Origin of the sequence: Candidatus Paraluminiphilus aquimaris, from assembly GCF_026230195.1 — a bacterium.
Lineage (GTDB): Bacteria > Pseudomonadota > Gammaproteobacteria > Pseudomonadales > Halieaceae > Luminiphilus > Luminiphilus aquimaris.
Window position 1 is genome coordinate 805,737 of the sequence record NZ_CP036501.1, and the last position, 26,128, is coordinate 831,864.

Genomic DNA, 26,128 nt, shown 5'->3' on the forward strand with positions numbered 1-26,128 from the left:
GCCTGACAGGGGTCGCAGAGTTTGTCAGCTGTGCGATGATTCTTGTCACACAGAGCGCATTTTGGTTGCAGGGCCGTTGTTAATATTCGATGGGCGTAAGACCCTATTTTTTGAGTTTTCACGTCGGTCGGGACCGTAAAGGCGGCGGAACTCAGGATGGTCGGTAATTCATCTTGCCGCTTCGTCACCTTTGGTCGCAGATGATGAGCTTTAGCCTGTTAAGCTTCATCTTGTGCGCTTGATATGAAAACGCGAAAGTAACACAGCAGGTTGAGGTGAACGGATGAAAGACCCAGATACGAAAGCGTCAGAGATTGACACCCCTGTTCTGACGCCAGAAGATCAGGCGCGAGTCGATCGCTTTGTCAGTACGGGTGTGAACGCCACTGATAAAAAGCCGTTTCGCCCAATATTGTTGGTGATTCTGTTGGTGTCGGTGGTAACCGGGTTTTCTCTGCTCAGTCAGTTGCTCGCAAAAACGGCGGGGGTCTACTAGCGATACGGAGCGCGCTTAACGGTGAACACGCTAATCACTCGCCGTTAAGCCCTGCGTTTGTTGTTCCCCGGTGCTTCAGGCCTTTTAGTCGATAGCCAAAGCGGCCCTGTTTAATCTGCGTTCTTCGAGAATCACGATAATGAGAAGCGCTAATATGATCAGCAGATTGGCAGCATAACTCCCAATAACAATAAGTCTGTCATCAGGAAGAGTACGCCACTGACGAATGACACCGCTGAAGATAAAATAGGTCTGAACCCATGCAATCACGGTAAATACGCGCTCAATTTGCCAGTTGAAATTAAGGGCTACTGTGCCGACAACTAGCATCGCAAATCCGATAAGGAAGCGGATTTGGTGAATCTGATAGTCAGCCGATTCACCGGTGACCGCAGCCGCCATGTAGGGCTTGAGAATGCCGGAGAACCATCCCATTAAATAAAGCGTCGTTAATAGCAGCAGCAGAAACCAGGATGTCCTAAATAACTTCGATTTTTGCTGTAGCGTCTGTCTCACGCCGTTCAGACCAAACAGTGGCATGTCCTTAAGGAGTACGTCGAGCTCTTCTCGCGATGGTGCTAAATCCGCCTCACTGTTTTTGCGTTTCATCGCGTCGGATTCGTTAGGCATTATGCGTCCTCCGACTCAAATTGTTTGAAGCAGATGTAAGTCAGCGAGACCATGAAAAGGGGACGCATAACGACAGCGGCTTTTGCGAGGGGGTGCTCGGGAAGAAATAAGACTGAGTCGAGCACCATGTAGTCTTCAATGAACATCACCCAGGCGAGTGCGCTCATGATGGCCATGGGCATCGCAAGCGGCGCCTTGCTCGCAAGGAGCCAACTGTAGGTGGCAAGACCCGCTACCACGATCCAAATGCGGATTGCGGTTAAATCATAAAGCAGCGCCACGGATGAGGCGGAAGAAGGGTCAAGCTGCCCGGTTGATACGACAAGGGTGTACAAGCCTATCAATATCGCAGCGTACGAGAAGCTGATTGTTTGGGCGAGTGAGTATGAAAAATTGGGCAATTGATGTTCTCATGCTTCGTTATTGGTCAGTCTTATTTACAAGACTTCTTTTAATTGCGTACGTCACTCACGTAACCGTGCTACATCGACGGAAATATGTCAATCCTGACAAAATCGTCAAAAATTTGGCGAATTTACTGAGGCTGTCCGCCGGCCGATCCACGACGTTTTAGTCGCACATCGCCCCCTTGCTCGGGGTTCTTTCGCCAAGGGGCGCCGTGACATTGCTCACGATTAGGGCAGGCGTCCGTGCATCCTCTACAAGGGAGCGGCGTGGGTCGCTGAATTTGTTCCGCCATACTGTTCGCCGTGTCGCTATTGAAGACGCGTGAGTGTAGCGCGATGGCGCGGGGTGGAGAAACGATGTTGTATTTTTGACTCAGTCGGGTGTGGCCCCTTTTGTCCATGGTGCTGAAAAGTAGCTCAATGAATAATGTAATGAATAGCGCAATAAATAGTGGGACTCGACATCCTTACGAGGGCGTTAGCGAGTTGGTGGCCGCGATCTTTGCTTTGATGAACTCGGTGTGCGGGACGTACAGCAGCTCAGAAACCTTCCTGATGGCCGCCTCTTCGTATTTATCGATGATTCCATCCGCGTACGCGATTTGCCAGAGCTGTTTAACGAGGGAGCATCGATCTTCAATATTCATCTCGCTGCAGGCCAGTCGCGTGAATTCATAAAGGCCTGCGGAGTTCGCTTTGTCAGACCTAGCTGCAGCTAAAAGCGCTTCAGCCTCTTGCTCACTCTCTTGTGTATGACTGACTAAACCTGCCAACACGGTGCGAGTCTCGTCTTCGGTCTCAGAGAAGTCGCTTTGAGCCACCTCTAACATAAGCACCGCAATCGCGCGATTTAAGTCGACGCCGTCACCTTTCTTAGGGTGTAACCCCTCCGTGTCTGTTAGGCGCGTGAGCCATTTAAATGCCACGAGTAGTCCCTCAGTTGTCGATTGCTTAAAAGTCTGTGACCTGTCCTACGACCTCCGCTATTCTATCAGGCGAAAGCTTTCATCGTTATCAAAGACCGAATGCTCTAATGAAGTTTATTCAGCGGCTCACTACCAATTTAGTATTCTTACTTCCAGTCGTTGCGCTGGTGGTAGGCCTCATCTCGGTCAGTATTGCGAATGACAAAGCGCAAGCGCGCTACAAGGAGCGATTCCAGTTGCGCTTTGAATCTGATGCGGCGCTCCGACTTCTCATTCGCAACTCGGCTGTCGAAGTGGCACAGCGGGATTTTGAAGAGCTGGTCTCCGTCATGAGTGCTCGATCTTATGCCGGAGCCAACATTTTTGAAGACAGCGTTACGAGATTCTTAGTCGACTCCTTTGGTGGCCAGCTCTCCGCTCGGGCTATGCATATCATTATCGGGTCAGTCTCCTCAGGAGGCGAAGTATTTGTTGAATACGCTTTTCCAGGCAAAGAGCTTGTTGGCAGAGACATATCACAGCACCCGATGCTTGCGGATTTTAACTTGGGTTTGACGCCACCGTTCACTGACCAAATTAATTATCGCGCGTCACTCAGTAACGATCTGTCGTACACCAGTGATGGTGCGCTGGCCATTCGTCGGATGCTAATTAACATCCCCAACACGGATGATCCGTTGATCTTCATTTTAAAAGCTAATTCGACAGAGGTTCAGAGAGCGACCGATGGTGTGTTGAGAGACCTGGGCCCGATTCCAAGCTTGATTTACACCGGCATTGACCCGCTATCGGGTAAGTGTATGTCGGTTTACTTAGCCGGGGAGGGCGAAAAACCCTGCGAGCTTGGTGGCCAGGATTTCCCCGGGGCAATTGTGTCTGAAAAGTTTGGTGTTTTGGCGTACGTAAGTCCGTCAGAGGCCTACATTGAGGAGTTTGAGGGGGGGCGACCCCGGGTCGCCTACTTGGAGCTTCTGGTGGTGTTGTCTGCCACCGCCCTCGCTTGGTTATTCGCAGTCCTTATTCGGCGCCGCTTGGGTGAGGCGGAGCGTCAGATGCTTAGCTATCAGGGAACGATAAGTAACAAGGATCAATTAACGGCTTCGTTGCATGCGATGGTGGTAGACAATCTTGAGCAGGTAAGTTCATTAGCTCAGCGGGTTAAAGGTGCTGACGGTATCGACAATGAAGAGCGTCGCTATCTCAATATTGCCTTATCAGAAATCGGACAGCTCCGCTTGAGTTTGGATGCCCAGATCATATTGGACAAGCTGGCCCGGGATGATGAAAAAAAGCCAATCAATGCCGGCGTTATGGATACGCGAGCCCTTTGTCGCAAGGTCCGTGGTGAGCTTGAGCGAATGGCTGAAGATGAGGGGTTGGAGTGTCGACTGCTCGCCGATGATGAGTTGCCTCCGTCCTTGGCCGGTTCTCAATATTGGATCGAATCGGCAATTATCGCTCTGATCAATGCATGCCAGTCATTTACCGACGAGGGGTTTATCGAGGTGTCCATCTGGGCTGAGGCGTCGATGCAGGGTGAGCCCGAGTTGTACGTTCGCGCTCGTGACACGGGACTTACTTGGTCCACTGACGATGACGCGGAGCATGGGGCTGTTCGCATTTTGCGGGAAATACTTTCTGGTTTAGGTGCCGAACTGAAGAGCCAGCCTCTTAAGGCGGGTGGAGGGCAGGAGCACATCATTTATTTCCCTGGACGGCGTCATTTTGAGAAATAAATTGCAAATTGCAATTTAAATTGCAAAAAAGTAGAGACTTAGTGCGGTCTTCTTGCTAAATTAGACTTGACCGATTACTGGGATCTCATCATGCGGAATACTGAAAATCGACAGTTGGCTGCCATGGCTGCCCGTCGCAGCGCCAGTCGCAACTCAAGCGAGAAGCCTCTCAAGCAAAGACGTCTTTCTGCTGATGCATCAATGTTACAGCCAAGTCTTGCAGCAAATGACCCGCTCTTTTGCACTGGAGGGCAGCGTGATTTCACTTAATTCAGAGCAGCATCGTGGGCAATGGGCGAGCCCATTATCGGGGCGTGCGCAAGCTGTCTTTGCTGCAAGCCCGGCAAAACCTAAGCCGGGAGCAGTTGAAGACCCGGTAAGTCTCGAGTGCTGGTACCGGGAGCGAGGATTGCTGATCGAGATAAGCGACGCAGATTATGCAGAGCCAAAGTTAGCCGTTATTGGTTAACCGCAATAATAGGCGCAGTAAACCGGTGCCCCTCTCCGTAGTGCGTGGTAATAGGGTCAACTGCACTAACGTTGGCAACAATTTTTTGTCGTAAGCGTTTAATCACGGCATCCAAGGCGCGATTAGCCGAAGAGTCAAACCGGCCATACAGCGCTCGAGTTAGCGCCTCTCGGTTAGTGGGTTCACTTGATGAGTCCGCCAGTGCGCAGCAAACTTTCACCTCATTGCGCGTTAGCGCGACGACTTGGCCGCTTGGTGCCACTAGTTCGCGTTGCAAGGCCTTTACTTGCCAAGGTACGTTTGTGCCACTCGTTTTTGAGGGGAAGCTGACGACAGATGCGCGTTTTGTCACGGGTGTCTGGGCAGGGGTCGCCATAGACGACATTGCAGCCACAATTTCAGCGGTGCCGTCGGGGTCCCTTAGGATTAGCGATACGCCAGCCTGATAGAGACTAAGGCGGTTCTCGGCATTGTCTAACTTCCCGAAAAGCACCACATTTTTTGCGCGGTTCTCAGCAAGGTACTTCGCAACCACTTGGCCTGGTTGATCCGCCAGGTGCTGGTCTATCAGACATATCGAGAATCGCTCGGGTGACGACCATGCAGAGTAGCAATCGCGTGCAAGCGCAGCCCGAACAGTCTTGTAACCCAAAATATGAAGTGAATCAGTAAGCTGCTTTGCCAGAAAATTGTCTGACACAACTAACAACGCACTTGGTTTATTGGATGACTGGTTCATGATGTGTACCGAATACCGTACTCGCTCGCTGAGCACTTAGATTAACGTCTCAAACGTCACAAAGGTAGCTGCTATGACTCCTTTGTCGCATTTCTACGGACGACCCTTGGGTTGCTGTCACCGACCTAGCGTTAAGTCCGCCTTATTCAAGCGGTCGTCATTAACGCCCGAGCTTATCGAGAAGGCTGTAAAACAGCATTCCAGCTACGAGGCTCGGGCGCCGAAGCAGAGGTCCGCCTGGAAACTTAAGTGTCTTCAAGCTTGCCATCAGGTCAAAGTCTGCACAGCTGTTTGAAATCGCCATCGCGATAAGTTTGCCGGCCAAGGTTGCCGTAGGTACGCCGTGCCCAGAGAACCCCTGTGCGTAGTAAATCACTCCGTTTTTAACGCCCATATCAGGCATCCGATTACGTGTAATCGCAAGTGTCCCACCCCAACCAAACTCGAGACGTGTATCGGCAAGCTCCGGATAAACACCCAAAAGTTGGGGGCGCACGAAGTCGGTAATTGAGTCGGGGAATTTGTCGCTGTAAGTCTCACCGCCACCGAAAATAAGTCTGCGGTCCTCACTAAGTTTCCAATAATTGATGACAAATAGACTGTCTGAGAGGGAGGCATCCAAGGGGTTGACCTGTCTGGCCATCGCTTCGCTGAGTGGCTCGGTCGCAACAATAAAATTATTGATGGGCATGATGTTGCTGGCAATTGGCGAATAGAGTTGGTCCAGATAACCATTACACGCGATCACAACTCGCTCTGCGTTGACTGAGCCCGTTGCGGTGGAGATTTCAACACCTCGCTCATTCACCTTCAGCCTAGTCGCCTTGCTGTGCTCATAGATAACGCTGCCGGCCTTCATCGCGGCCCGCGCAAGCCCCAAGCAGTATTTGAGCGGGTGCAAGTGCCTTGCCCCGTTATCCAGTACCCCGTAGTGAAATCCGCGCGCGGAGCCTAAGGAGTGCAGTTCGTTCTTATCGACCCCTGTGAGCTGGTCATAATCGTAGGCAGTTTCGAGATGCGCTATCTCCTCTTTTAGATCACGAACATGTGCGGCCTTCGCCGCAAAGTGAATGTTTCCTCGCCCGAACTCACACTCGATATTGTTTGCCTCTATGAGCGACTCGACGAGTTCGACAGCCTCTAAACCCAGTCGCCACAGGTCTTTAGCTGTGGATTTTCCGTACCACTTCTCCAATGCGAATTGATCGGCACGCTGCCCCGTGCCGACGTGTCCCCCGTTACGGCCCGAAGCGCCCCAGCCCACTCTTGCAGCCTCTAAAACGACAACGCGTTTTCCGGCCTTGGCAAGATGAAGAGCGGCTGAAAGACCCGTGTAGCCGGCGCCGATCACGCACACATCGGCCTGCACAGCACCCTTGAGAGAGCCTTGCTCAGGCAGCAGGGCTGTCGATGCGCAATACCAACTGTTTGGATATTCGGATTTTATTAACGTCATGGGTGTAAGTATGAGGCTTGCGAGCAGTCTGGCGCCACACCATACTGGGGGTACCTAAGCAGAACGAAGGTTTTATGAGTGAGTCGAAGGAGCTACCTGAGCACAGCTCAACTATTGTTTACACGCCTGCGGCAGATGCGGTCTCAAGCCAGCTCAATCAGAATGATGACGAGATTCGTAAGTGGCTCGAAGAAAACAATATCTCAGAGGTAGAGTGCCTCGTTCCTGATATGACAGGGAACGCGAGAGGGAAGTTTATTCCAGCACACCAATTTCTCTCGCGTTCGGATCTGAAGCTGCCTGAGTCAATCATGGTGCAAACGGTCACAGGCGAATATACGGACGAGCATTGGGACTTTGTCGAACCCACCGATACCGATATGTTGTTGGTGGCTGACCCAAAAACGCTTAGAAAAGTTCCGTGGGCAAGAGAGCCCACGGCACAGGTTATTGCCGACTGTTACAGAGCTTCTGGAGAGCCTCATCCTTTATCCTCACGAAACGTGCTCAAGCATGTTTTGGCACTCTACGAAGCAGCGGGATTGCGCGCGCAGGTTGCGCCCGAAGTCGAATTTTTTCTCGTGCAAAAAAATACAGACCCAGACTATGAGCTCATGCCGCCAAAAGGCCGTTCAGGGCGCCGAGAAGTGGCGCGCATGTCCTTTAGTATCGATGCCGTGGCTGAGTTTGAGGATTTTGTAGAGGACATGTATGACTTCGCTGACGAACAGGCCCTCAGTGTCGATACCCTCATCCACGAGAACGGCGCGGCGCAATTGGAGATCAACTTCAATCATGGCGACCCACTGGACATGGCTGATCAAGTCTTTGTCTTCAAGCGTACGGTCCGAGAAACCGCGCAGCGCCACGGTATGTATGCCACATTTATGGCAAAGCCTATGCAAAAAGAGCCTGGCTCAGCGCTTCATATTCATCAAAGCATTTTATCGGTAGAGACCGGGGAAAATATCTTTAATGGTGAGGATGGCGAGCCAACAGCTGAGCTTATGAACTACATCGCTGGGCTTCAGCGTTACACGCCGGATCTCATCAGTTTCTATGCGCCAAATGTGAATTCATATCGGCGCCTCGCGCCCGATATCTCGGCGCCGATCAATTTAAGTTGGGGATACGATAATCGCACAACGGCATTCAGAGTGCCGGATAGTTCGCCCGATAACCGGCGGGTGGAGAATCGTTTTCCCGGTGCGGATGCCAACCCCTATCTGGCTATTGCAGCATCATTGGCCAGTGGACTACTGGGTCTGAAGGGCAAGCTGCAGCCTACCGCACCTCACCAAGGCACGGCTAACGATGACAATGTTGAAGTGGCAAGGTCCCTAGAAGAGGCGGTACGCCGCCTCAACGGTAACGCAGAATTAGCGCAAGTGATGGACGACTTATTCCTGCGCGCCTACGCGGCAGTCAAGCTTGATGAATTTGAAGAGTTCAATCGCGTCATCAGCTCTTGGGAACGAGAGCATTTGCTGCTGCAAGTTTGAATTCAGGACACTGCACTAAACTATGACCTCCTCCGCTGAAACGAGCAGCCTAACCCCATACCAGTTCCTGAAATACGGTGTTTATGTGGCGCTGCTTGCCAACGTATTTTTATTTTTGGTTGAGGAGATTGATTCGGCGGGTGCGATGAATGCCTCAGTCATTGGTGTTGCGAGTTTCTTTCAGATTTTTTCAACGACCATTGATACGGCAGCCTGGTTGGCCTTACTGATCTTTTTCGAGTTAGAAACTTACGTGTTGTCAGATAACACGCTGCGTGGCCGCACGGGTCGGCTTATCCACATCGTTCGCGCTTTGTGTTTGGTGACTATCTCGATAGCTTGCTGGGGTTATTTTGCTGAGTTTGCAGGACTTTTGGGCGTCAGCTCAGTCAACGCCTCAACCTGCGGTGCGATTGATAGTAGCTGGTCCGTGCTTATAAATTTAGATAGGTTTGAGTCACTGACGATCGACCCCTGTCTCACTGGCGATTGGGTGGCGTTAACTAACTATGAAAGGGTGATTGCGTCACCCGAGTCTTATCAACGGGCGGTTGTTCTGGCCGCCGTAGACTTTATTAATTCAGCAGCCTGGATTCTCGTCGTTGTAGTGTTGGAGTTGGAGGTGCGCTCACTGTTGGCGTCCTCTGACCGCACATTTCTTGGTCAAGCCGTTATAAGGCCCACCAAGGCATTCCTTTACTTAGTTTTATTCATGGCCGCGGTTTACTGGGGGTTTGAGGACGATTTTCTCGACTTTTGGGACGCTGTTTTGTGGTTGTTTGCCTTTTTTGTGATCGAGCGAAATGTGGCTTCTTGGCGACAAGAAACCGCGGCAGATGAGATAACTTCAGTCACTAAAAACTGAAATCTTCATCGCCTAATTCTTCCCGTAGGCGTCTTGCCTCAAGCATATCCTCAGCCCTACGCCGCCTCGCCAAAAGGTCCGCGGGTGACGTCTTCGCTTTGTTCGGTATTTGAAGAAAATCAAAGTCGAGCTCGTCGGAATCATCGAGCATGACCAGCTCAATATCGTCCGAGCTCGATGGATCACGGTTGTCAGCAATATCAAACTGCATAGTCACCTCCAGAGAAGCCAAAGGTACAACGGTTCGAACATCTGTTAGCTGGACTTTCTACTGAGTTCGAGCGATTGGCAAGTGTTTTTGCGCATTTTTTGTAGCCGATTTAAGGGTGTTAGCGAACCACTCCCGCCACCGCATCCCTGCAGTGGTTCAACGTCCTTGTTGAGGGGCGGGAGCTCACTAAAGTTTGCAATACACGTGCCAAAAATAGGCCTCGATTACGGCGCCCGTGCTGCAGTGCCTTATGGGGGTTGTTGGTATGATTTGGATGTGAGGTTCGATACAGCGCCAAAGCGGATTATCGTGGCATGGACGCGTCCGGAGGCTGTCAGAGAGCGTCCAATAACGACTTGATGTGTCCGGCTATGATCTCGGGGTCGTCAGCGTCTACATCGACCGTGATGTTTGCGTATCGCTCATACAGAGGCACTCGCTCGTTATAAACGTCTTCCAACGTGTGATTACCGGGAGAGGCAATTCCTCGGTCTGGTGCCAGAGAGATTCTGTAATCAACGGTCGATAATTGCGCCCTGAGATAAACCACGATCGACGCCTTCGCGAGGCGCTGCATAATCGCTTCGCTGTAAACCACCGAGCCCCCGGTGGAGACGATGGCTGGATAAATGGTCATATCCAGCAAGACTTGCTCTTCGATATCACGCAGCGCTTCGTGGCCTTTTGCGGCGATGATCTCAGCGAGTGTCGCACGCTCCTGCTCCTGAATGAGTAGGTCGGTGTCGACAAATGCCAGTCCAAGTCGTTTCGCAAGTAAAACGCCGACCGTGCTTTTGCCGCTGCCTGGCATTCCTATCAAACTGATTACGCTTGTGGAGTGACTCGCCATGGTAATGTCCTTCATACTCTACTTTTCTTTTTCATCATCTCGGCATCATGCCAGTCATCAGTCACAAAGAGCCGAGGTCCATACGCTGGGAGGCGTAAATGTCGCTTGAAACACCCCTGACACAATTGCACGTTCGACTTGGTGCGAAATTAGTTGAGTTCGCGGGCTATACGATGCCCATCAGTTATCCGAACGGCATTATTGCAGAACATCAACATACGCGCTCTAAAGCGGGTCTTTTTGATGTCTCGCACATGGGGCAGGTCCTAGTAAGTGGGTCTAATGTGGCTAAATTGCTTGAGTCAGTTATGCCTGCTGACCTCGTGGCGCTCGCGCCAAATCGAAGCACCTACGCATTGCTTACAAATGACATGGGGGGCGTACGGGATGATCTCATTGCCACGAAGTTAGAAGATGGTCGATTCTTCTTGGTGCTGAATGCTTCCAATAAGCACGCTGATCTTGCCTACCTGAGGCAGGCGCTTCCTGAATTAACCTTCGAGCTATTGGACGATCGAGCGCTCTTGGCACTGCAGGGGCCTGAAGCAAGAGCGGTACTGTCTCGGCTGGGTAAGAATACTGAAAGTCTTGGGTTCATGAGCGCACGCGAGTGCAGCGTCAACGATATTCCTTGCTTTGTCACTTGCTCGGGGTACACGGGCGAAGACGGTTTCGAGCTTTCAGTCAATGCGAGTCAAGCTGAGCACCTAGCCGAGCTGTTATTGGCGGAGACTGGGGTTGCACCCATTGGGCTTGGTGCACGCGACTCGCTCAGACTGGAGGTTGGGCTGTGCTTGCATGGGCATGAGCTGTCACCGGAGATAACGCCCCTAGAGGCCCGGCTCAAATGGGCAATTGCGCCCTCTAGAAGGGCGGGAGGGGATCGCGAGGGTGGCTACCCAGGTGCGGCTATTCTCAACGAGCAAATGAGTAATGGCGTTAACCGCGTGCGCATTGGCTTGAGAGTGCTCGGGCGGCGTCCGGTACGAGCCGGGCAGCCGTTGCTCAATGCGGACGGTCTCGAGGTGGGCAGTATTTGCTCTGATGCGTTTGGCGCGAGTGTTGGGGGTCCAATTGCGATGGGCTTTGTGCGCCCAGACTTTTCGCAAGTAGGTGCGATCCTCAAAGCCGATGTGCGTGGGAAGTTCATTGATTTGGAAGTTGTCGCGCTGCCTATGTTACCCCAACGCTATTACCGGACTGACTAAAGAGCACGCTTTCAACATTTGGCGTCCTTCTAGGTCTCGATCTTAGAAGGCCTTATCCAGCACATTTTTCAGAACTTATTCAGCGGAGGGTCTAATGTGCCCAATGTCGATCCGCTCTGAACTGCGTTGATAAGTACTCCATTTGGTCCGCGAGGACACGTTCCTTAGCAAGAAAGTGCCACTCATAGGCGTTGGGCCGGAAAGGCACAGCAAGAAGTGGCATTTTTGCTTCTTCTGGGGTTCGACAGTCTTTTAGCCAATTGCACCGTTTGCACGCGGCAACCACGTTTTCCCAGTTATTCCGCCCTCCTCGCGAAGTGGGCACTACGTGGTCGCGAGTCAGCTCGTGCCTTGCAAACTGATGACCACAATAGAGGCACCGGTGGTCGTCCCGTCGAAACAAAGTGCGGTTACTGAGCGGCGGCGTAAACTCGTCGAACACCCGACCGTTTAGCGCAATGATGGGCTGTAGCGTGAGGGCTGATCGCTGCCCTGTGAGTCGTTGTATGCCGCCAAACACGGTGGGAAGGGGGTCGCCAATGCCGTAGACGACGTCATTTCGGGCATACGCAGATATAGCCTCCTGCAGGCTCAACCAGCCCCGAGGTTGCCCTGCTACATCCAGTTTTAGGATCGCTTGCATGGCCTTCGCTCTCACGTTTTGACAACGCTACTGTCTTTGCCGGGAGAATACAATGTCGAGCCGAAATGAGTCGGTGGGCACACCTTACGTGCTTGAATTTCCATTCTCTCAATTAAAGGGTGACTAAAATAAATTTTTGCAATTGAAGACAGGCACGAATAATGTTGTACTCGATCAGGCGTGATAATTCATAACAACACGTTTGTGATTAAGACATTCTAATTATTATAAGGAGCAGTAATGAAGCGGATTACTCCGATTGGCATGGGTGGTAAGGCACTGCCATTTGCATTGAGTCTGTTGACGGCAAACCTGTTGGTTGCCAACACGGTGCTTGCGCAGGACGACAACAAAAATCTAGAAGAAGTCGTCATTACAGGTTCATACATCAAAGGCACAGGTACAGACGAGGCAACACCCGTTGACGTACTCAACAGCGACTACATTCAAAAGCAGGGTGCTTTGACAATCGGTGAGCTCACACAAAAGCTTGCAGTGAGCTCGGGTACTGAAAACAATCCTGACAGTTTTACGGCGGGTTCAACGCAGGGAACGTCGAACGTAAACCTCAGAGGCTTAGGTCTCACGTCGACCCTAGTTCTCGTTAACGGCAAGCGTCAGACTATTGCAGCGGCTGTGGCAAACGATGGTTCGGTCTTCGTCGATACGGCGACCATTCCTATGGCGGCGCTTGAGCGCGTAGAAATCCTCAAAGAGGGTGCGACGGCGACTTATGGATCTGACGCTGTTGCAGGCGTTGTGAACTTTATCTTGCGCGACGACTTTGAAGGCTTAGAGGTGTCCCTCGGTCATCAAACGACTGCGACCAGCAGCCAAGATACAAACGACGTCAGTATCTTAGCGGGTACCAACTTGAGCGATAAAACCAATTTGATGGTTGCTGCCAGTTTCTTGCAGCAGGACCCCATGAGCTCTGCTGAGCGGCCTTATACGACGATCAACGCTGTGAGCACATTGGGTCGTAGCTTCTTGAACTTGGGTGGTCTGGCTCCCGGTTTGCCGCCTGTTATTGATGGTGGCACGGGTGCCTATGCAGGTACCTATGGTCCTGGTGAGACAATTCCCGATGCGAATTGTGAGGCCAACGGCGGTATTCTCTCAGGTGGTTTTGTTCCTTCATTGGGTGGCCAAAAATGTGGATTCTTGTACGGTCCAAGGTTTAACTTGGTCAACGAGGAAGAGCGAACAAACGTTTTTGCCGTTCTGACACATGAGATGGATAACGGTATCTCGGTCAAAGGGGAAATCGGCTTTGCGAAGAACGAAGTACTCGATAACCCTCAGTCACCCTCGTACCCTAATCTGTCATTCCCGACTATTTTGCCGGGTCAGGCAGGAAGCCCTTTCAACGGGTTTGTACGCTGGTACGGTCGTCCGCTCGGTTCAGAGGCACCATCGCCTTTAGCGCCACGTAACTCCGAGACGCTTAGAGCATCGCTCGATCTATCGGGTACGCTTGATGACGGTGCTTGGGACTGGAAGGCCTCGTTAACGTATTCGGAAAACGAGCGTGACGGCACACAGCCTGACACCATCAAGTCGCGTCTTGATGCGGCACTTGTGGGTGCCGGTGGCGAGAGCGGTACCGAAACATTCAACATTTTCGACCCGAGTCAGAACTCAGCGAGCCTGATCGATTACATCAGTGCGGAGACCTATACAAAGACCACAACAGATCTCACCGTGGCGGATTTGGTGGTTTCGGGGCCATGGTTTGAGTTAGACGGCTTTGGCACCGTCAATTTGGCTTACGGCGCTCAGTTCCGTAACGAGAGTTTCTCCATTGCTAGAAATGATATTTCCACTCAGCGGCCTGATCCCATAACAGGTGTGTTGCAGGATGTGGATTTGATCTTCTTGGGTGGTGGAACAGAGCCTTCTGCATCGCGTGATTCATTTGCGGCGTTTGCGGAAGTCTCAATGCCGCTTAACGACTCCGTTGAGTTGAATGTGGCGGCTCGCTATGAGTCCTTGGAAACTGAAAGCAGTCTTGACCCTAAGGTCGCGCTTCGCTGGCAGGTATCAGACGACGTGGTCGTACGGGGTTCAATGTCGACCGCTTTCCGTGAAGCATCTCTGATCCAGCAATTTAACCGCGGAACTTCACTCCAGGGCTTGGTTGATCCATTGGCTGGCAGTGGAGCGCTGTTCATTCGCGTATTGACTGAAGGTAACCGCGATCTCAAACCTGAGACGTCTACTAACACCAACCTTGGTGTGGTTTGGACGCCAAGCGATAACTTCAACATGCGAGTTGATTGGTGGCAGTTTGATTACGAGGACGTGATCACGATCGAGAACGCTCAGGGTAAGTTGAATACAGATCCTAATGGTCCGGATATTCGTCGCAATGACTCAGGTCAGCTGCAAGGTGTTTCTACCAACTTCATTAACGCAGCGTCAGTTGAAACGGACGGCTTTGATGTCTCAGCTGATTGGAATCTGCCTGCGGGTGATGCCGGAGACTTCGGTGTTCAGTTGGCATACAGCCGCTTCAATAGCTATGAGATTCCAGATGGCAACGGTGGTTCGCGTGATGTAGTCGGCTCGTTCAATCACGATAACTTTGTCCGCTCAATGCCTGAGGCGAAGTGGAATTTGACGGCTGATTGGGAACGTGGCAACCACAGTGCTGCCGTGGTCCTTTATCACGTCGACTCATACACCACGAGCCGAGCCGTACCTGCCTCAGCGGTGGGCTTTGATAGCAACATTGACTCTTGGCGCACAATTGACGCGCGTTATAACTTCAACTTTAACGTTGGAGACACCCAAGCTGTCTTAACCTTGGGTGGTAAGAACCTTACCGATGAGGAAGCACCTCGTGTGTATGACGCGGCCAACTTCAGCTACGATCCTAAGCAACATGATCCACGTGGCCGTATCTACTACGCTCGTGTGAAGTTCGCGCTCTAAGTAAAACGCGTATGATTAAAGCCGCCTACGGGCGGCTTTTTTTTGTCTTAAGGAATGACGATGCCGGCAAATTTTGGTTCAGATAATGGAGCGGGAGCGCACCCCCTTATTCTTGACGCGCTTTTGCACGCCTCACAAGGAAGCGTTGCTGCATATGGAAATGATGACCTAACGACCGACGTTGAACGTCAATTGGCCGAGCTATTTGACTGCGACATCACAGTGCTCCTCTTGGGCACGGGGACGGCGGCAAACTGCGTGGGACTTGCGACACTCTGTTCCGCTTTTGGTGGTATTTACGCCCACCAAGAGGCGCACATTGTTAACGATGAGTCGACAGCACCGGAGTTTTATACAAGTGGCGCTCGACAGATCACCGTAGGGGGCTTGGCCGCCAAGCCCGACCTAACTGAACTTACTCGCACTATCGAGGTGTCCGGGGCCAGAGGTGTTCACTCGGTAAAACCGTCTGTGCTGGCACTCTCTAACCTCACTGAACTGGGTGCCCGGCTCTCGGCTACTGAAATTGCAGCCTATGCGGAGCTCGCGAAGTCCAAAGGAATGAAATTATTTGTCGACGGGGCCCGGTTTGCCAATGCTGTTGCAGCCGGGAGCGAAAGCCCAGCTGATTTAACCTGGCGGTCGGGTGTTGATGCGCTGAGCTTTGGCGCAACCAAAAACGGTGCACTGGCGGCCGAAGCATTAGTCTTCTTCAATCCCAAGGATGCAGAGCTTGCGCCGTACCACAGAAAGCGAGGTGGGCATTTATGGTCAAAACAACGTTTCCTTGCTGCCCAGTTTGATGCTTATCTGAACGACCACTTATGGCTTAAGTTGGCCACACACGCCAATGAGAAAATGCGTTATCTCCGTAGCGAGCTTGAGGCTGTGACGGGTGTTACCGTTTTGTCAGGTGGTGATGGCAACGAGCTTTTTGTATCGATGGACGACGCACTTGCTGAGGCACTACACGCAAAAGGACATACCTTTTACGCTTGGCCATCGTTACCAAAGGCCTTTCGCTTAGTGACCTCATTTATCACAGAGCAGGAAGAGATCGATGAATTCGTTGTAGATATTCAGACCTATTCAAAGGCCTAAGCGTTCGCTCGTCACCACAGGAGCGGGGCCATGAGCCATGGCAGATCGGAGGGGGTGTTATTGAGCTACCCAGGATGCCGAGGTGAGCTCGTTCTCATTATCTAGAATCCGGGCATGAAACCGGCTACCCGCGATGACGGGGCCCACACCTGAGGGGGTGCCGGTCATTATGATGTCGCCATCTTCCAAGGTGACAAAGTGGTTAAGCGCTTGGAGAATAACGTCGGGCGGATAAAGCATTTGTCGTGGCCCACCTCTTTGTCTTAGCTCCCCGTCGATGAAAAGCTCGAGCGTCAGATTCGCTAGGTCATCAGGGGCGTCAACGAATTCACTGAACATCGCTGCGCCGTCGAAAGCTTTGGCCCGCTCCCAAGGTAGACCGGCATCTTTCAGCTTTCCCTGCAGCTGCCGCTTAGTGAGATCAAGACCGAACCCCACGCCCGACACCCTACCTCGGTCAATAAGAAGACAGATTTCACCTTCAAAATGGATTGGCTCATCGCGAGTCGCTATAAGGTCCTTGGAGATGGATGTTGCGGGCTTCATGAAGACCGTCATTTCCTCCGACGGCACGCTGTTCATTTCCTCAATGTGGGCCGAGTAGTTCTTTCCAATGCAAATAATTTTATTGGGCCGAATAGGGCTCCCATTGAATGAAACTGTTGTCATGACAAACTCATTAATGCGCCTTTAATAGGTTGTCATTGTTTCATGTCGTCCCGTGACTGTCAGGCGCCTACGGTTCCTTTAAAAGCCAAAGGGTAAATTCGAATTAATAACAACGAACATTCGTCTAATTGAGTAATATATTTCCCAATCGGATCTCGCCAAGCGCAGGTTCTCGAAGTAGTCTTGAGCGACTCTAACAATAAACGGCGGTATTAAAATGCGGTTGTTCCTTTTCCTCTTAACCCTTGTGTTTGCCGGCAATGCAATGGCGCAAGAAAAACCCAATATGCTCATTATTTGGGGTGATGACATTGGTTTTTGGAACTTATCGACCAACAACATGGGGATGATGGGGTACGAAACACCCAACATCGATCGAATTGCCAACGAGGGCGCAAAATTTACCGATTACTACGGGCAGCAGAGTTGCACGGCAGGTCGATCAGCCTTCATTCTGGGGCAGTCACCCATCAGGACAGGCCTCACCAAAGTAGGTTCACCGGGCGCTGACCTCGGTATTCGACCTGAAGACGTTACCTTGGCATCGCTTCTCAAGGACGAAGGTTATGTGACCGCACAGTTTGGCAAAAATCACTTGGGTGACAAGGACGAGTTTCTACCCACCAACCATGGTTTCGATGAGTTTTTTGGCAACCTCTATCATCTGAACGCTGAGGAAGAGCCGGAGGACCCTGACTACCCCTCTGACAATGCATTACTCGTTAAGCTCTTTTCACCGCGTGGCGTGATTCACAGCTTCGCAGATGGAGACATCGTCGATACCGGTCCGTTGACTCGTGAGCGCATGAAAACGGTCGATCGGGAGTTTAAGCTTGCCGCACTCGATTTCATGACTCGTGCGGTCGACCAAGGTAAGCCCTTTTTCCTTTGGTACAACACCACGAGAATGCACTTCTTTACCCACACTGCTGATGACGAGCGCGGACTCTCTGGTCAAGGTTTCTATAACGACGCTATGGTCGGACACGACATGATGGTGGGTGAGCTTCTCGATCACCTTGATGCCTTAGGCGTCGCCGACAACACTATTGTGATGTATTCCACGGACAACGGTCCGCATTACAACACATGGCCGGATGCAGCTATTACCCCCTTTAGGAGCGAAAAGAATACGAATTGGGAGGGGGGCTTTCGTGTTCCCGCCATGGTGCGATGGCCGGGTAAGATTAAAGAGGGGCAGATCATCAATGAGATCATGTCGCACGAAGATTGGGTGCCGACACTGCTCGCTGCAGCGGGTCGTCCTAACGTGAAAGAGGAGTTGAAGGCGGGTGTCACGGTCGACGGGAAGCCCTATAAAAATCATCTAGACGGATTCGATTTTCTGCCGTTGCTCACGGGGAAGACTGACGTGGGGCCACGTAAGTCGTTTTTTTATTGGAGCGACGATGGCGTATTGACGGCGATTCGGACGGGTGATTGGAAAGTCGTTTTTGCAGAGCAGCGTGCAAAAGGATTTGCTGTTTGGCGTGAGCAGTTCGATGAGGTACGTATTCCCAAATTGTTCCATTTGCGCCGCGACCCGTTTGAGCGCGCCGATGAGAATGCAGACAATTACGAAGACTGGTGGGTGCGAAAAGTGCCGCCGCGAATTGCAGTTGCGCGCATGGAACTTCAGAAGTTTTTGATGACCTTGGCGCAGTTCCCACCGCGTCAACGGCCTGCAACGTTTGGTGTCGATCAAATGATGGAGCCGCTGTATAACCAGCAAAAGTCAAAAAATCAGTAGTTCAGGACGTTTCACGGTCCGTTATTTGCGCAAGATACAAAAAAGCCCCGATCATAATGATCGGGGCTTTTTTATGGACTGACCTTTATTCGCTAGGAATCAGGGGCTGATGGTCTCGGCGGCGTGGCCGTAAACAACACCGCCGTCAACGGCAATGGTCTCCCCAACAACGTAGTCGCCACTGCGCGCTGCGAGATAAATGGCGACCGCTGCCATATCTTCATCGTGGCCAATACGACCCGCTGGGACACCGCTTCCTACAGCGTCACCAAAATCGCGTGCCGCTTTATTCATCTCCGATGCAAAGGCGCCGGGCGCGATAGCGGTAACGTTGATGCTGTCCTTTATGAGTCGAGTCGCCATACGACGGGTTAGTTGAATGACAGCAGCCTTCGATGCTTGATAACTGTAAGTCTCCCACGGGTTGATACGGATACCATCGATGGAGGCAATGTTAATGACTTTGCCGGGCTGTGCATGTGAGGCGGCCGCTTTCAGTGGTCCGTGCAAAGCTTGTGTCAAAAAGAACAGCGACTTTACGTTGAGGTCCATGACCTTGTCCCAGCCGGCCTCTGGGAACGTAGCAAAGTCCTCACCCCATGCGGCGCCCGCGTTGTTTACAAGGATATCGAGTGACTTCTCATGTTCGAAATAGGCATCGGCGAGCATCTGACAGCCTGCGACTGTGCTGACATCTTGGGGCAGTGAGATACAGTTAGGGCCCAACTCTTCAGCGACGGCGTCGCACACATCGGCCTTGCGTGACGAGATATAAACTTTGGCTCCTTGCGCAATAAAGCCTGCCGCAATCATTTTGCCGATGCCACGAGATCCACCCGTTACCAGCGCTGTTCGTCCTTTCAAAGAAAAAAGAGTTGATGTATCCATTGAGTACCTGTCCCAGATTGTTTTATTAATGATGGAGAGTTATCTAACCACGGATCATTTCTAGAGACACCACATAGCTAACGAATAACCGACATTTCTCTTGCTCGAGACTGTGTGCGAAGCATGATAAGCACCGAGCTGATACTGACGCCCGTGAGGGTTAGCAAGACAGCGGTATCGCCGAAGATTGGCCATATCCAGCCCAAAATCCACGGCCCGATCGTTGCTCCCGTTATGGCGCTTAGTAAAACCTTTGCGCCCAATGCGGTTCCACCATGTCCTGTCATAAGCATCCACGCATACGCGTTTGGGAATATCAGCCCCATAAAGGCGCCTATAAATGTGGTCTCCGATAACGGGATGACGCCCGCCGTCACCAACAGCAGTGATACACACACTCCGCTCAGCCCAATAAGCGCAAATCCAAGCGTGGTAATCCATCGCGCTAGGGCCGCGGCCCCCAGTCGTACGACAACGAACCAGGCAAAAAAAGCAGCCATATAATTGGCACCAATGAGCTCGTTGTCAGAAGTTTCAACCAACAGCGATGGCATCCAATAGGTGAGACCGGCCTCAAGAAAGAGAATGAAAAAGGCTGTAACAAGAAGGGGCGTCACATTCTGAGCGCGGCGATCAGTTGTCTGCGTTTCAGGTAGTGTGCTTGGCACCCGATCATCGACGCCCCACGCGCCCAACATCACAACGCACGAGAGTGCCGCAATAGCGATGAAAATCTCCTCGCCCGAATAAATGCCCGTGCTGACTAGCCACGGTGCGGCCACGGCCCCCAGTCCATAGGTCGCATTCAAAACATTGAGCAGACCCGCATTTTTCTGAGAAAAATGGGTGACGAATAGGGTATTAAAAGACATTGATAGTCCGCCAAACCCCGCGCCCAAGAGGGGCGCCGCAAGGAGCTTTATTAACCACGAATCGCCCGCGACGACCATGGCGGCCCCGAGACTTAGGGAAAGGCTGGCCATGGCAATGCGCTTGGCATTTCGCCTCTCAAGCCGGCCGATAAGTGCAGAGCCGGTTACGATTGCCGACCCCACCCCGTGAAGGGCAAAGAATAAACCGAGCTCTTCAGGAGAGCGATCGAGCTGCGCCCCCATTTCTGCAACAAATAGCCCTAAGATTCCCTGCTCGAGCCCGATGAGCACGAAGGCGAGAAAGCCAAACGCTAAAATTCGACGAGTAGGAAGCGTTGGCATAAGGCTCTATAGTCGATCATCTGTAATATTTTTTCGTTACAGTTAGGGATTAAGGGGAAGGAAGAGTACAGCCCGTTGGAAAAACGCTCAAAGATTTTATTTGTTTGTACGCACAATCGCTGTCGAAGTGTGCTTGGAGAGGTTATTGCAAACGCACGACACGGCGATGTTTTTGAGGCCTTTAGCGCGGGGAGCGCACCGGTCGGCGAGGTGCACCCGCTAACACTTCAATACCTAAAAGCCCGTGGGTTACCGACTGACGGGCTTGTGAGCCAGTCTTGGCAAGACTTCTCAGACCAACATTTGGACCTTGTCATAACCGTTTGTGACAGTGCGGCAAACGAGGCCTGTCCTCTCTGGATGGGAGAAACCCCTCGGTTGCACTGGGGAATGCCGGACCCCTCAAGAGTCGAGGGCCCTGAGCATAAAGTTCAACAAGCCTTTTTCGATGTTATGGACGCGTTAAACGAGAAATTATTGGAACTTCGCCTATCGGGCGTCTAGCAGCGCCTACTCACATAAGCCCGTTTTTAGGCTTTCCTGCGGGTATTTACTTGAAGGCATTTACTTGAAGACATCGGGATTCGAGACGCTCGATGTGACCGCCCCCACAATGGGGCTTCTTTCGGCGCTTTCGAAGCAGCGATCGATCATCGCATAACGCTCACCCACTCCTGATCGGAAAGAGGGGTGTGTGAAGATGTAAAGGTCTCCTGCACGCAGCGACTCTATGACTCGGGCTGCCAATACGTCAGCATCAATCCCGTTTTTAACTTCATTGGATATACCGACTGACATTGTCTCTTGATCGAGGTCCTCATCCGACATGACGAGTTCTCTATGGCTGGCATCATAATCTGAGGGGCGCACGCGATCAGACAAATAAATACGCGTTTTCACAAAGCCCGGGCAGAGTGTTGCGACTTGAATGCCAGACGGTGCGAGCTCCATTGCCCAGCCTTCTGATAGCCCGGCAACAGCAAGCTTCGTGGCATTGTACGCGCCGCCGAAGGGGAAGCCATTCATACCTGCCATGGATGCGACATTGAGAATCCAGCCGCCACCTGCTTCTTTAATGTGGGGCACCATGGTCTTAACGCCAAAAACCACTCCCATTAAATTCACGTCGATCGTCCAACGCCAGTCCTCTGCAGACTGTTCCTCAATAGGACCGCTCGAACCGCCACCACCAACCCCTGCGTTATTCATGACGGCATGAATAGCACCAAATTTATCTAATGCTGCGCTTGCAACCCGCTCCCAATCACTCTCTTTGCGCGCATCGGCTTCCATGGCTAGTACGTGAATACCCTGCTCAGAGAGGCGTGCTTCGGCCACGCTCAACGTATCGGTCGATACATCAGTAATGACAACATTCATACCTTCGCGTCCAACAGCCTGAGCTACTGCAAAGCCGATGCCCTCAGCACCACCCGATACGACGACTGTTTTTCCCGAAAATAACTCCATTTCACGCTCCCAAGTGTGTTGTATTTTTGTACGACTTACGCACTGCAGAGTAACGCACTGCAAACGATTTCATTCAATTAAGATTAAATAAATCGGTGTTCCCGCCGAGCGCTGTGATGTTGTCGGTAATGGTATGTTCGCGAACCAGACGCTTTAAATAGTCCGGCCCGCCCGCCTTGGGCCCTGTTCCTGATAGCCCATGTCCACCAAAGGGGTTGCTCCCAACGACGGCGCCTACTGTGTCGCGATTGATATATAGATTGCCAATAAGTGCCTCGTCCTCCAGGCGTTTATGGAGACCGTGAAGTCGACTGTGGACACCCATTGTCAGGGCAAAATCGGAAGCGCGGATGTCTTCGATAATGGCCTGTAGTTCCTCGGCGCGATAGCGAATAACATGCAAAATTGGGCCAAATACCTCATTGGAAAGCCTTTTGAGCGAATCGATTTCCCAGGCCTGTGGTGCAACAAAAAAGCCGGTTCCCTGTTTTGAGTGCATCGGTGCTTTTGCGATACATTTGGCACGTGTTTCCAAGTCGGCAATGTGCTGTTTAATCGCATGTTGGGCCTCTCCATCAATTACCGGCCCAATATCGCTCGAGAGCGCTTGCGGGTCGCCTAGGACAAGCTCCGCCATAGCCCCTCGAAGTAGTTCAATCATTTTGTCAGCTACATCTTCTTGCAGGTAGAGAACGCGCAGCGCAGAGCACCGCTGTCCCGCCGAGCGAAATGCCGAGGTAATAACGTCATCAACCACTTGTTCGGGAAGCGCAGTCGAATCGACGATCATGCAGTTAATGCCCCCGGTTTCAGCGACCAGCGGCACAATGGCGCCTGGGCGTGCCGCGAGCGCGCGATTAATGGTGACCGCCGCTGCATGGCTGCCGGTAAAGGAGACTCCTTTAATTCTGCTGTCCGGTAACAGCTGTTCGCCAAGTTGAGGGCCATCTCCGTTCAATATCTGCAAGACACCCGGAGGGAACCCTGCCTTGATAAAAAGTGTTTGGGCAAAGAGGGCCACAAGTGGCGTCTGCTCTGCCGGCTTGGCAATCACCGTGTTGCCCACCGCCAAATTTGCGGTGATTTGACCGATAAATATTGCCAATGGGAAGTTCCAGGGGCTTATGCAGAGCCAGGGGCCACTCGCGTGGTGTTGCAGTCGGTTTGTCTCGCCCGTGACCCCCGGAAGGGCAGTCTCTGAGTCTATCAACGCCTCAGCATTCGCCGCGTAATACCGGCAGAAGTCGACCGCCTCACGTACCTCGTCAACACCGTCATTGAGTGTCCGTCCGGCTTCTAGGGCTATGAGCGCCGCAAGATCTATGGTGTGATTTTCTAGAAGCGTCGCGAGACTCCTCAGCAAGTCGCCACGGTGCATGGCGGTGAGCCGCGACCAGTTTGGAAACGCCTCGTACGTGGCGGCGACGGCGTGTTCAACATCCTCTGGTGTGGCGAGGGTGAACGTGCCAATAGGGTCTGCGTTAGTGGGTGAATACGAGGTACCGATGGTTGAGCTTGCAGTAGGGGGTGTGATGGCGCGTATGCAGTCTTGAGCTCTTGCCGCGATCTCGTCTGTGCGCATCTGCCTGATTAAATCACGATCGTCCAAATCAAAACCTTGTGACGCCTTCCAAGGAATGGCTGCATTAAAAAAGATCGCTTCGGGCAGTGGAATAGCCGACGGCAGAGGTGCGTCCGAATTGTTTTGCTTAGCAAAGGGGTCAACGATTAGATCATCGACAGGAAGCTGTTCGTCTAAAAATCGGTTAACGAATGAACTGTTTGCCCCATTCTCCAAAAGACGTCTCACGAGATAAGGCAATAGATCCTCGTGTTGTCCCACGGGTGCGTAGGTCCTTACACAAATATGAGGGTGTTGTTCGCAAACCAGGGTGTAAAGCAGGTCACCCATGCCGTGCAGCTTTTGAAGCTCGAAAGATGTCTCGCGATTCTCCGTCGCCTCAATGACTTGAGCTACGGAGCGCGCGTTGTGAGTAGCGAACTGGCAGAAGATGCTTGGACTCGCCAGTAAGGTGTGCATGCAGGCCTCATACGATAGATCGGTGTGCGATTTATCGGTAAATACCGGGTAGTCATCGAGACCTTGTTGCTGAGCAATTTTTATTTCTGTATCCCAGTAGGCGCCTTTGACAAGTCGAACCATGAAGCCTGATTGACGCGATGCGGCTAATGCCACGAGCCACTTGGCCACCTCCATGGATCGTTTTTGATAAGCCTGAAGGACAAAGCCTAATCCATTCCAATCAGTCAGTTCCGGGTGGCTGCAAAGCCACTGGAAAACATCCATGGACAACTCAAGGCGAGAGCACTCCTCAGCATCTAGACTCATCCCCATGCCGTAACCTTTGGCGAGTTTGGCAAGTATCAATACCTTCTCTTGAAGAGCGGGCAGGCAACGCGCGCTTTGGCTCTCTGTGAACCGGGGGTGCAAAGCTGACAGTTTGACTGACACGTTGTGGTTGTGGCGTACATCCGATCCCATGCAGCCCTCGCCGACACGGTGTATTGCGCTTTGATAGCTCTTGAAATAGCGTTCAGCGTCCTCAGCTGTGCGAGCACCCTCGCCCAACATATCGAAGCTGCACAGTGTGTTTTGACGCTTCGCACGTTTGAGAGCGGATTGGATATCTCGCCCCAGTACAAACTGGCCGCCTAAAATTTTCATCGCTTGAAGTGTTGCGAGGCGAACTGTTGGTTCGCCAACGCGCGAGACAAGATTGGCCAGCCAATGGGTCGGAAATGCCTGACTCGTGGACGATTTGCCTACAAGCTTTCCTGCCAGCATTAGCCCCCATACGGAGGCGTTTACAAGCTGCGAGTCAGAGGCACTCTCGTGAGCTCCCCAGTTTCCGTCACTGATCTTTTCAGCAATCAGGGCATCCAATGTCGCATCATCTGGGACTCTGAGCAGCGCCTCAGCGAGACACATCAGGGCAATGCCTTCACTGTTAGACAGGCCGAATTCGCGTAAAAAGGCATCGAGCGTACCTGACTCATCGGATCGTTTGCGGCTGTTTATTACAAAGTCTCGAGCAATTCCGGTGACACTTTGACGCCGATCATTGTCGTGTATGAGTCCGGCACAGGCGACCTCTAACGCTGAGGCAGAGGTTGCATAGTGCATTGCGCGAATGCTCGCTCTGTCGATAGCAGCCATCGTTATCCTCGGTAATGTAATAGGGTAATGGTTCTGTTTAAATATAGGCCGAAGAGAGGCCTAGCCAATAACACTAAATAGGTAAGGAGCTGCGATGTCACTCACATTGGATTTTCAAGATAATGTTGCGGTATTGACGCACGACGATGGGAAACGGAATGCTTTTTCACCCGATTGCATCCGTGATTTCAACTCGGCCCTAGATGAAGTTGAAGCGAAATCTGCTGCACTGGTGTGGGTTGGCCGTGAAGGCTGTTTTTCTGCAGGTTTTGATTTGAAAGTCATGTCGGGGGGAGGCGCTGATGCGGCTGCCGCCATGGTTAAAGCGGGCGGTGAACTAGCGTTACGTGTTTTCACTTTTCCCCACCCCGTAGTCTGTGCGGTGACAGGGCACTGTCTGGCCTTGGGCTCAGTCATGTTGGTATGCGCAGACAAGCGCATCGGTATTGAGGGAGATTTCAAATACGGACTCAACGAAACCGCTATCGATATGGATCTACCGGCCTTTGGCTATGAGCCTGCGGTCTATCGACTTGCCGAGGCGCACCGGTTCGAGTCGATTGTAGCGGCACAAATTCACTCCCCAGAATCGGCAATGGCTGCCGGCTTTTTGGATGAGGTCGTGGCACCAGATGACCTCATGGATCGTGCCATGGCGCATGCGTCTCGTTTAGGATCACTCCCTCAGCGAGCGTTCGCGTCGAACAAGTTGTTGAGCCGCTCAATCCCGATAGAGCGAATCCGCGCCGCAATGTCCTGAGTGGGAATACCCAGAGAATAAGA

General features: G+C 52.1%; 24 protein-coding genes. 11 read left to right on the top strand and 13 right to left on the bottom strand.

Features of this window, described 5'->3' with window-relative positions; genetic code table 11:
* Window positions 1-283: 283 nt before the first annotated feature.
* The gene (locus tag E0F26_RS03680; RefSeq protein WP_279242700.1) at window positions 284-496 is read left to right on the top strand and encodes a DUF3094 family protein; all 213 of its coding nucleotides are present in this window, start codon (window positions 284-286) and stop codon (window positions 494-496) included.
* Window positions 497-580: 84 nt separating this feature from the next.
* Here E0F26_RS03680 and E0F26_RS03685 read toward each other — a convergent pair whose 3' ends face one another.
* The 3 genes from E0F26_RS03685 to E0F26_RS03695 form a co-directional block, all read right to left on the bottom strand.
* Entirely contained in the window at window positions 581-1,126 is a 546-nt protein-coding gene (locus tag E0F26_RS03685; RefSeq protein ID WP_279242701.1) for a hypothetical protein, read from the bottom strand.
* Window positions 1,126-1,527 carry a hypothetical protein gene (locus tag E0F26_RS03690; protein WP_279242702.1) on the bottom strand — a complete coding sequence of 134 codons (402 nt, stop codon included), beginning with the start codon at window positions 1,525-1,527 and terminating at the stop codon, window positions 1,126-1,128. Before E0F26_RS03690 ends, E0F26_RS03685 begins: the two co-directional genes overlap by 1 nt.
* 473 nt (window positions 1,528-2,000) lie before the next feature.
* A complete protein-coding gene (locus tag E0F26_RS03695) occupies window positions 2,001-2,459 on the bottom strand; it encodes a tellurite resistance TerB family protein (protein ID WP_279242703.1) in 459 nt (152 codons plus the stop codon).
* 107 nt (window positions 2,460-2,566) lie between these two features.
* Here E0F26_RS03695 and E0F26_RS03700 point away from each other — a divergent pair, with 107 nt between their 5' ends.
* Entirely contained in the window at window positions 2,567-4,195 is a 1,629-nt protein-coding gene (locus E0F26_RS03700) for a hypothetical protein (RefSeq protein WP_279242704.1), read from the top strand.
* 256 nt (window positions 4,196-4,451) lie between these two features.
* Complete coding sequence (locus E0F26_RS03705) at window positions 4,452-4,664, top strand: hypothetical protein (protein WP_279242705.1); 213 nt, start codon at window positions 4,452-4,454, stop codon at window positions 4,662-4,664.
* Here the strand turns inward: E0F26_RS03705 and E0F26_RS03710 are convergent.
* Window positions 4,654-5,403: a winged helix-turn-helix domain-containing protein gene (locus E0F26_RS03710; RefSeq protein ID WP_279242706.1), complete on the bottom strand. Its 750-nt coding sequence runs from the start codon at window positions 5,401-5,403 to the stop codon at window positions 4,654-4,656. The two genes, E0F26_RS03705 and E0F26_RS03710, sit on opposite strands and share 11 nt — an antisense overlap.
* Window positions 5,404-5,563: 160 nt before the next feature.
* The gene (locus E0F26_RS03715; RefSeq protein WP_279242707.1) at window positions 5,564-6,859 is read right to left on the bottom strand and encodes an NAD(P)/FAD-dependent oxidoreductase; all 1,296 of its coding nucleotides are present in this window, start codon (window positions 6,857-6,859) and stop codon (window positions 5,564-5,566) included.
* A 74-nt stretch (window positions 6,860-6,933) separates the two neighbouring features.
* Between E0F26_RS03715 and E0F26_RS03720 the strand changes: the two genes are divergently transcribed.
* A complete protein-coding gene (locus E0F26_RS03720; RefSeq protein ID WP_279242708.1) occupies window positions 6,934-8,361 on the top strand; it encodes a glutamine synthetase family protein in 1,428 nt (475 codons plus the stop codon).
* A gap of 22 nt (window positions 8,362-8,383) precedes the next feature.
* Window positions 8,384-9,226, top strand: a complete 843-nt coding sequence (locus tag E0F26_RS03725) for a shikimate kinase (protein ID WP_279242709.1) — start codon at window positions 8,384-8,386, stop codon at window positions 9,224-9,226.
* Here E0F26_RS03725 and E0F26_RS03730 read toward each other — a convergent pair.
* Together E0F26_RS03730 and E0F26_RS03735 are read right to left on the bottom strand one after the other, a co-directional pair.
* Window positions 9,216-9,437, bottom strand: a complete 222-nt coding sequence (locus E0F26_RS03730; protein WP_279242710.1) for a PA3496 family putative envelope integrity protein — start codon at window positions 9,435-9,437, stop codon at window positions 9,216-9,218. The genes E0F26_RS03725 and E0F26_RS03730 overlap by 11 nt on opposite strands.
* A 334-nt stretch (window positions 9,438-9,771) precedes the next feature.
* Entirely contained in the window at window positions 9,772-10,302 is a 531-nt protein-coding gene (locus E0F26_RS03735; RefSeq protein WP_279242711.1) for a shikimate kinase, read from the bottom strand.
* An 83-nt stretch (window positions 10,303-10,385) separates the two neighbouring features.
* On the opposite strand from E0F26_RS03735, the gene gcvT reads away from it, so the two are divergent.
* Window positions 10,386-11,495 (top strand): glycine cleavage system aminomethyltransferase GcvT, encoded by a 1,110-nt coding sequence (gcvT, locus tag E0F26_RS03740; protein ID WP_279242712.1) that lies wholly within the window; start codon window positions 10,386-10,388, stop codon window positions 11,493-11,495.
* 91 nt (window positions 11,496-11,586) lie between these two features.
* Here gcvT and E0F26_RS03745 read toward each other — a convergent pair whose 3' ends face one another.
* Entirely contained in the window at window positions 11,587-12,138 is a 552-nt protein-coding gene (locus E0F26_RS03745) for an HNH endonuclease (protein WP_279242713.1), read from the bottom strand.
* A 240-nt stretch (window positions 12,139-12,378) separates the two neighbouring features.
* On the opposite strand from E0F26_RS03745, the gene E0F26_RS03750 reads away from it, so the two are divergent.
* Complete coding sequence (locus E0F26_RS03750; RefSeq protein ID WP_279242714.1) at window positions 12,379-15,075, top strand: TonB-dependent receptor; 2,697 nt, start codon at window positions 12,379-12,381, stop codon at window positions 15,073-15,075.
* A gap of 60 nt (window positions 15,076-15,135) precedes the next feature.
* Complete coding sequence (locus tag E0F26_RS03755) at window positions 15,136-16,176, top strand: threonine aldolase family protein (RefSeq protein WP_279242715.1); 1,041 nt, start codon at window positions 15,136-15,138, stop codon at window positions 16,174-16,176.
* Window positions 16,177-16,233: 57 nt separating this feature from the next.
* Here the strand turns inward: E0F26_RS03755 and E0F26_RS03760 are convergent, their stop codons facing one another.
* The gene (locus E0F26_RS03760; protein WP_279242716.1) at window positions 16,234-16,845 is read right to left on the bottom strand and encodes a fumarylacetoacetate hydrolase family protein; all 612 of its coding nucleotides are present in this window, start codon (window positions 16,843-16,845) and stop codon (window positions 16,234-16,236) included.
* A 217-nt stretch (window positions 16,846-17,062) separates the two neighbouring features.
* On the opposite strand from E0F26_RS03760, the gene E0F26_RS03765 reads away from it, so the two are divergent.
* Window positions 17,063-18,595 carry an arylsulfatase gene (locus E0F26_RS03765; RefSeq protein WP_279242717.1) on the top strand — a complete coding sequence of 511 codons (1,533 nt, stop codon included), beginning with the start codon at window positions 17,063-17,065 and terminating at the stop codon, window positions 18,593-18,595.
* Between the two features lie 99 nt (window positions 18,596-18,694).
* Here E0F26_RS03765 and E0F26_RS03770 read toward each other — a convergent pair whose 3' ends face one another.
* Together E0F26_RS03770 and E0F26_RS03775 are read right to left on the bottom strand one after the other, a co-directional pair.
* The gene (locus E0F26_RS03770) at window positions 18,695-19,483 is read right to left on the bottom strand and encodes an SDR family oxidoreductase (RefSeq protein ID WP_279242718.1); all 789 of its coding nucleotides are present in this window, start codon (window positions 19,481-19,483) and stop codon (window positions 18,695-18,697) included.
* Window positions 19,484-19,560: 77 nt separating this feature from the next.
* Window positions 19,561-20,697 carry an MFS transporter gene (locus tag E0F26_RS03775; RefSeq protein ID WP_279242719.1) on the bottom strand — a complete coding sequence of 379 codons (1,137 nt, stop codon included), beginning with the start codon at window positions 20,695-20,697 and terminating at the stop codon, window positions 19,561-19,563.
* Window positions 20,698-20,772: 75 nt separating this feature from the next.
* Here E0F26_RS03775 and E0F26_RS03780 point away from each other — a divergent pair, with 75 nt between their 5' ends.
* Window positions 20,773-21,201 carry an arsenate reductase ArsC gene (locus E0F26_RS03780; RefSeq protein ID WP_279242720.1) on the top strand — a complete coding sequence of 143 codons (429 nt, stop codon included), beginning with the start codon at window positions 20,773-20,775 and terminating at the stop codon, window positions 21,199-21,201.
* Window positions 21,202-21,261: 60 nt separating this feature from the next.
* Here the strand turns inward: E0F26_RS03780 and E0F26_RS03785 are convergent, their stop codons facing one another.
* Window positions 21,262-22,167, bottom strand: a complete 906-nt coding sequence (locus tag E0F26_RS03785; protein WP_279242721.1) for an SDR family NAD(P)-dependent oxidoreductase — start codon at window positions 22,165-22,167, stop codon at window positions 21,262-21,264.
* 73 nt (window positions 22,168-22,240) lie between these two features.
* Complete coding sequence (gene putA, locus E0F26_RS03790) at window positions 22,241-25,345, bottom strand: bifunctional proline dehydrogenase/L-glutamate gamma-semialdehyde dehydrogenase PutA (RefSeq protein WP_279242722.1); 3,105 nt, start codon at window positions 25,343-25,345, stop codon at window positions 22,241-22,243.
* Between the two features lie 94 nt (window positions 25,346-25,439).
* Between putA and E0F26_RS03795 the strand changes: the two genes are divergently transcribed.
* On the top strand, window positions 25,440-26,105 hold the full coding sequence (locus E0F26_RS03795) for a crotonase/enoyl-CoA hydratase family protein (RefSeq protein ID WP_279242723.1): 666 nt from the start codon (window positions 25,440-25,442) through the stop codon (window positions 26,103-26,105).
* Window positions 26,106-26,128 lie beyond the last annotated feature (23 nt).